Annotated in this window: 6 protein-coding genes; 1 reads left to right on the forward strand and 5 read right to left on the reverse strand. The window is 69.7% G+C overall.

All coding sequences use genetic code 11. From position 1 onward, the window contains the following. The coding region (locus KHO18_RS27755) for an IS3 family transposase (protein ID WP_211944274.1) at positions 1–157 on the forward strand (157 nt) is incomplete at its 5' end. A 66-nt stretch (positions 158–223) separates the two neighbouring features. Here KHO18_RS27755 and KHO18_RS27760 read toward each other — a convergent pair. From KHO18_RS27760 to KHO18_RS27780, 5 genes are all read right to left on the reverse strand, one after another. After that, on the reverse strand, positions 224–2908 hold the full coding sequence (locus KHO18_RS27760) for a tannase/feruloyl esterase family alpha/beta hydrolase (RefSeq protein WP_244845151.1): 2685 nt from the start codon (positions 2906–2908) through the stop codon (positions 224–226). A gap of 134 nt (positions 2909–3042) precedes the next feature. Continuing rightward, a complete protein-coding gene (locus KHO18_RS27765) occupies positions 3043–3597 on the reverse strand; it encodes a lipocalin family protein (RefSeq protein WP_144198394.1) in 555 nt (184 codons plus the stop codon). A 93-nt stretch (positions 3598–3690) separates the two neighbouring features. Beyond that, the gene (pobA, locus tag KHO18_RS27770; protein WP_244845153.1) at positions 3691–4887 is read right to left on the reverse strand and encodes a 4-hydroxybenzoate 3-monooxygenase; all 1197 of its coding nucleotides are present in this window, start codon (positions 4885–4887) and stop codon (positions 3691–3693) included. Between the two features lie 36 nt (positions 4888–4923). After that, positions 4924–6093: a bifunctional 3-oxoadipate enol-lactonase/4-carboxymuconolactone decarboxylase PcaDC gene (pcaDC, locus tag KHO18_RS27775; protein ID WP_211944273.1), complete on the reverse strand. Its 1170-nt coding sequence runs from the start codon at positions 6091–6093 to the stop codon at positions 4924–4926. A gap of 25 nt (positions 6094–6118) precedes the next feature. Beyond that, positions 6119–6891: lyase family protein (locus tag KHO18_RS27780; RefSeq protein ID WP_244845155.1), on the reverse strand; the 773-nt coding region annotated here is incomplete at its 5' end.

Genomic DNA, 6891 nt, shown 5'->3' on the forward strand with positions numbered 1-6891 from the left:
GTCAGAGTGCTTCCGGTTAGAGCGCTTCGCCAACGTCGACCAGTTGCGTCGTGGCATAGCCGAATACATCCGGTACTACAATCACGACCGCATCAAGCTCAAGCTAAAAGGGCTGAGTCCTGTGCAATACAGGACCCAGCCCTTGGCCGCGGCCTAACTTACCCGTCCAACTTTAGGGGGTCAGTTCATCAAGGCCCGCTTTTTTCCTCATCGCAGCATCACATCAATTCAACAACCCCAGCTCGAAGCGTCCTGCCGACGTACCGATCAGCAGGCCACCGTTCGACAGGTACGACGCCACCACCCCGCCCGAGGCGTCGAGCACGCCTGCCACCGGCTGGTTGTAGGTCAGCACGCCCGAGGCGCCGTCGCGCACGATGGCCGTGGCGTTGAGGTCGGCGCTGACCTGGCTGCCGTCGGTGCCCATCATGCGGTACCGGCCATCGGCCGCGCCCGCCGTCAGCGGGGCGGTGGGCTGCGAGGCGTAGACGTTCATCCCATAGGCCGTGGCCGAGCGCGTCAGGACCACCGGCACCGGGATGCCGTTGACGATGCCGCTGATCAGCGACCCGCTCAGCACGCCGTCCCCGGCGGCGATGGTGCCGCCCACGTAGTAGTCGAACGCGTTGCGCGCCGGGTTCCAGACGATGTAGCCCTTGGTGGTGTTGGCGCAGGCCGCGTCATAGACCATGAAACCGCCCGCCGCCGTTGCCGAGCAGGTCTGCCACGTGGCCGCCGACGAGCGCAGCCGTGCCGAGCCGGTGCGCAGTGTCACCGCGCCACCCGCCACCGCCGTCTGCACGCCATTGACGTTGTAGATGTCGGCCACGGCCTTGAAGTCCGATGACACGGTCTGGAAGGCCACCAGTGGCAGGAAGCCAGCGCCCGAAACCGGCGCAACCCCACCGGCCAGCACCCCGCCGCCAGTGAAAGTGAAGTTGGCGCCGTTCTCGTCGCTGGCATAGGTGCAGCCGCCCTGCGAGACGAGCTGGCCGGTGCGCGTAACGCCAGCGGTCCGTTGCAGGCTGGCATCGATCGTCACGGTGTACTTGAGGGTGGCCGGGTCCACGCGCACCGACAGCTCCTCGCCGTTGGTGTTGCCGCCCTTCCACGTGGTGGCCACAGCCGGCAGGTTCAGGCAGGACTGCACGATGCCGGACGCGCCCTCGCAGGTGTAGTTGATGGCCGCATCCTGGCTGCCCGAGCCCTTGTACTTCGGCCACGCCGGGTACTGGCACAGCGGCCGCGTGCGGCCATAGGTGCCGGCGTTGGTGTCCATCACCGTACGCTGGCCCGGCGCCACGCCCATCTCCACCCAGTTCTCAAGCGCAGTCAGGGAGTTCCACGCCGGCAGGAAGCTGCCCGTGCCGTGGCCCATGCCGGGCACTGTGTAGAACGTGATGCCCTGGTCCACCGCCGCCTGCCCTACCCGCGCGATCACGGCCTTGTACCAGGCGATGGTGGAATTGGGGCTGATGACTTCGTCGGCCAGCCCGTGCAGCAGGATCAGCCGCCCGCCCTTTGCCAGGAACGCGGACAGGTCCGGATTGGTGGCATCGGTCAGCGCCGAGACGGTCTGCACGCGCGAGGTCCAGCTCCCCGGGCTGGCCGGGTCGAAGGTCAGCGCGTCGAACGTGGCGGCGCGGGTGACGAAGTACTTCACCCACTGGTCGCCGGTCAGGTACATGTTCGCGTCCGCGGTGGTGGCCGGATTGCCGGGCACCGGCCGCGTGCCGAGGTCGCGCGTGGTGAACGGCCCCGCCACCAGCGCGCCTTCCAGGATGTTGTAGCCGCCGGCCACGGTCACGCCGTTGGCCAGCGGGTAGGTCAGCTGGAGCGGCTGCTCGATGGTCTTGACGGTGGCAATCTGCGCATCCGAGAGGCAGGTGTCGCCCGTGTCCGTACCGCCGGGGCAGCGCAAATTGGCCAGCACCTGCATCGCGCCAAGGCGGCAGCCCTCGACATTGCTGACTACCTTGTCGGCCACGCCGTCCAGCGTGTCGCAGGCGGCCATGGCAGCGGCCTGCACCATCAGCGTCTTGTTGATGTTGAGCCAGCCGGCGCCGCCGTTCAGGTAGAGCGCGCGGCCCACGGCCACGTTGGAGAGGCGCGTGCCGGTGTAGTTGAGCGCCGGCTCGTTGGCGATGACGCCGTCGTAGTCGGCCGGCCAGCGCTGGATATAGCTCAGCGCGTCACGCCCGCCCGTGGACGTGCCGAGGAAATACGCGCGCGTGGGTGCGCGGCCATAGCGCTGGCGGATCATCGCCAGGGCCACGTCGTGGGTTTTCTTGAGCGTGTCGCCGCCATAGTTGGCGAGCTGCTCGTCGTTGGTGGCAAAGCGGCCATCGGTGATGCTGGTGCTCTGGTGGCCGGAATCGTCGCCCCAGGTGGCGTAGCCGCGCGCCAGCGGCGCCGGGTCGTCCGGCAGCGCGAAGCGGACGGTCTCGGTGCCGTCGATCAGCGTGCCGTCGAAGCCGCCGCCACCGAACTGGATGCCCTTGCCGTTCCACTGTGTGGGCAGGTTCACCGCGAAGTTGATGTTGGACGCGGCAGCGTCCACCGGGGCGATGGCGCCGCGCACCTGGCAGTACTCGCCGAGCGTGTTGCCGGTGGCGTCGGCGGCAATCAGCGTGGCCGCCGTGACCGTGGCGCCGCCCGAGGCCAGCGTCAGCGCCGAGGCCGGCACGCTGGCGCCGTTCAGCGCGTTGCACGCTTCCAGCGCGCTTAACGTCGGCTGGGCCGGCTGGGTCGGGTTATCGGGATTGTCAGTGCCGGGGGCGGTGCCGGGTGCCCCGCTCGACGCCGACGGGGCATCGTCGCCACCGCCGCACGCGGCCATCAATGCAGTGGCCGCGCAGGCGGCCGCCAGCAGCGCCAGGCGCCGCCGGATGTTCGATCCGGATGTCATGTTGTGGTCTCCTCCAAGCGCACGCGGGTACTTGTGCCGGCATGCTGGAGCGAGACGGTATCACCGGGTCGGTGCTACGTAAAATATATGTCGAGTTGAATATCCATATTTCATTTATATGGATTGCGGGGACATCAGTCCTGCGGCGTAGCCTGGAGCCGGGTGATGTCGAAGCCCTTCGCCTCCAGCCGGCGCAGCAGCGCCTGATAGGCGCCGGACTCCACCGTGGGCGTGCGGGAGAGAATCCAGAGGTACTCGCGGCTAGGCTCGCTGACGGCGGCCAACGTGTAGCCGGGGTCGAGGTCGATGACCCAGTAGTCGCCCCACACCCACGGGATGAACGACAACCACGCCGGGGCAAACCGTACCTCCAGCTTCGGCGTGCCGGCCTCCCCCACCGGCCTTGCCACGCCGGTGGCGTCATCGCTCGTCCCATCCGCCTTGCGGCAGCGGTTCACCACGTCGACCCGCCCATCGGACCGCGCCGCGTACTGCGCCGTGGTGTGGCCGGCGCACTGGCGCTGGAAGCGGTTCGGATATTTGGCGATCTCGTACCACGTGCCCATGTAGCGGGCCACGTCGAGCGAGGCGATGGGCGCCAGCGGCGCGGCCGGCTCGGCGCGGGCGGGAACCAGCGCGGCAGTGGTAAGGGCAGCGAGGGCAGCAAGCCCAAGCACGAAACGCTTCATGGCGGACCTCCGGGGAGACGATAGCGGCATTGTCGCGTGGCATGCGCGCCGCCCGCTGTCGGCGGGCAGACGACTTGCGCCTCGGCAAGCGTCCTACGCCGGCAGCCCAACGTAGTTCTCGGCCAGCGCCCGGCAGGCGGCTTCGGAGCCCACCAGATAGTCGAGTTCGGCCTGCTGGATGCGGTGCGCAAACGCGTCGGCATCGGGGAAGCGATGCAGCAGCGCCGTCATCCACCACGAGAACCGCTCCGCCTTCCACACGCGCCGCAGGCATTTCGCGGAATAGGCGTCGAGTTCGGCCGGATCGCCGCGCTGGTACTGGGCGATCAGCCCGTCGGCGAGGTACAGCACGTCGCTGGCGGCCAGGTTCAGCCCCTTGGCGCCGGTGGGCGGCACGATATGCGCGGCATCGCCCGCCAGGAACAGGCGGCCGAAGCGCATCGGCTCGCAGACAAAGCTGCGCAGCGGCGCGATGCTTTTCTCGATGCTCGGGCCGGTGACCAGCGCCTGCGCGGCGGCGGGGTCGAGCCTGGCGCGCAACTCACCCCAGAAGCGCGCATCCGACCAGGCCTCCGCGCGCTCCGTGGCCGGCACCTGCACGTAGTAGCGGCTGCGCGTCTTCGAGCGCATGCTGCACAGCGCAAACCCGCGTTCGTGGCTGGCGTAGATCAGTTCGTCCGCCACCGGCGGCGTCTCGGACAGCACGCCGAGCCAGCCGAACGGATAGACCCGTTCGAAGATCCGTGTCGATGTCTCCGGCACGCTGGCCCGGCTCACGCCATGGAAGCCATCGCAGCCGGCCACATAGTCGCAGGCCAGTTCATGCGCGCTGCCGGCGTGGCGGAAGGTCACGCGGGGCCGGTCCGTATCGAAATCGTGCAGCGAGACATCGGTGGCCTCGTAGACGATGGGCATGCCGGACGCCGCGCGCGCCGCCATCAGGTCGCGCGTGACTTCGGTCTGGCCATACACGGTGACGTCGCGCCCAATCAGCGCGTGGAAGTCGATGCGGTGGCGCGCGCCCCGGTACGACAGCTCGATGCCGTGGTGCCGCAGCCCCTCCGCGCGCAGCCGCTGGTCCACGCCGGCGCGCGCCAGCGCATCCACCGTCACCGATTCGAGGATGCCGGCGCGGATGCGCCCCAGCACGTGTTCGGCGCTGCGCTGCTCGATGATGACGTTGTCGATGCCGGCCACCGTAAGCAGTTGCCCGAGCAGAAGCCCAGCCGGCCCCGCCCCGATGATCGCCACGCGCGTGGCGCGCGGCATGCCGTTGCCCTGCTGACCCATGGCCTGTCTCCCGATCTGTTTTTTTGTGGTGTGGGACTACCGGTCAACGGCGGCGAAAACCTCCTCCGCCATGTGGAACGCCGAATTCGCCGCCGGCACGCCGCAATAAATCGCAGTCTGCAACAGCACTTCCTTGATCTCGTCGCGCGTGACACCGTTGTTGGCGGCGGCGCGCAGATGAAGCTTCAACTCCTCCGAGCGGTTCAGCGCCACCATCATCGCAATCGTGATCAGGCTGCGCGTATGGCGCGGCAGGCCCTCGCGCGTCCAGATCTCGCCCCAGGCATAGCGCGTGATCAGGTTCTGGAATTCCTCGTTCAGCGGCGAGATCCGTTGCAGCGACCGATCCACGTGGGCGCTGCCCAGCACGTCGCGGCGCACCGCGAGGCCGGCCTCGTAGCGCGCGGCATCGTCGGTCACCGGGCGGCGGCCGAGGATGAAGTCGAGCAGCGCGGCGGTGAAGCGGCCCGGCTGCTCGCGGTTGGACAGGTGCGCGGCGTGCAGTTCGACGTAGATCGCCCCGGGGATGGCCGCGGCGAGTTCGCGGCCCTGCGCCGCCGTGGTCGAGGGGTCGTCGCCGCCCGCAATCACCAGCACCGGCACGGGGATGGCCTTCACGGCCTCGCGCAGGTCCGCGTCGCGCACGGCGCCGCAACTGGCGGCGTAGCCACGCGGGTCAAGGCCGGCGAGCACCGCGCGCAGGTCATCGAGCGCATGACCGGCCGTGGCCAGGAAGCCCGGCGTGAACCAGCGTTGCAGCGAGGCATCGGCCAGCGGCGCCATGCCGTCGCGCAGCACGGTGTCGATGCGGCTGTTCCAGGCGTCCGCCGTGCCGATCTTGGCCGCCGTGTTGGCCAGCACGATGCGGCTGAAGCGCGCCGGGGCATGCGCGCCCAGCCACATGCCGGTGAGGCCGCCCATCGACAGGCCGCAGAACACGGCCTGATCGATCTGCAGGGCGTCGAGGATGGCCACCACGTCACGGCCCAGCACGTCCACCGTGATGGCGCCCTCGGGCGCGGTGGAACGGCCATGGCCGCGCACGTCGTAGCGCACCACGCGGAAGCGGCCGGCCAGCGCGGCGGCCTGCGGCTGCCACATCGTGTGATCGGTGCCCAGCGAGTTGGAAAAGACGATGGCGGGCGCGGTGTCCGGGCCATCGACGGTGTAGAACAGCCGGGCGCCGGCGTGGTCGAGATAAGGCAACGTGGTCTCCTTTTCGGTATGGGGATCAGACGGCGCGCAGGGCCTGCCAGGCGGCCACGGCGGCATCGGCGAAGGCGGCGGCCTGCCCGGCGTAGTGCGCCGGATCGCTGAGGCGGTCCAGTTCGACATCGTCCAGCAGCCCGGCGTGCGCCGGGTTAGCGGCGATCGTGGCGGCCAGCGCCACGCGCAGCGTCACGCCCTGCTCCACCGCGCGGCGCGAGGCGGCTTCCACCACGTGGTGCGCTTCCAGCCGGCCGATGCGGCCACCGAGGGCCAGCATCGCGGCCTCGCCCAGGATCAGGCCGTGGGTCAGGTCGAGATTGGCGCGCATGCGGGCAGCATCCACCTCCAGGCCCGCTGCCACATCGCCCAACTGGCGCAGCGCGCCGGCGGCAAGGGTGACGATCTGCGGCAGCGTGTCCCACTCGGCCTGCCAGCCGCCCAGCGCGCGCTCGTGCTCCTGCACCATGCCGGCGAGCATCGTCGCCACCAGCGGCGGCACGCGCACAGCCACGGTCAGCACCGCCGCGCAGCCCACCGGGTTGCGCTTGTGCGGCATCGTGCTGGAGCCGCCCCGGCCGGGGCCCGATGGCTCGGCCACCTCGCCCACTTCGGTCTGCATCATCAGGGACAAATCGCGCGCCATCTTGCCGAGCGTGCCGGTGAGCAGGCCCAGCGCCGTCGCCACCGCCACCAGCCGGTCACGGTGGGCGTGCCAGGGCAGCGCGGGCAGGTCCAGGCCCAGCTCGCGGGCGAACTGCGCGGCCACGGCGGGCGCCTTGTCGCCCAGGCTCGCCA

The organism is Cupriavidus campinensis (assembly GCF_905397395.1).
Taxonomy (GTDB): Bacteria; Pseudomonadota; Gammaproteobacteria; order Burkholderiales; family Burkholderiaceae; genus Cupriavidus; species Cupriavidus campinensis.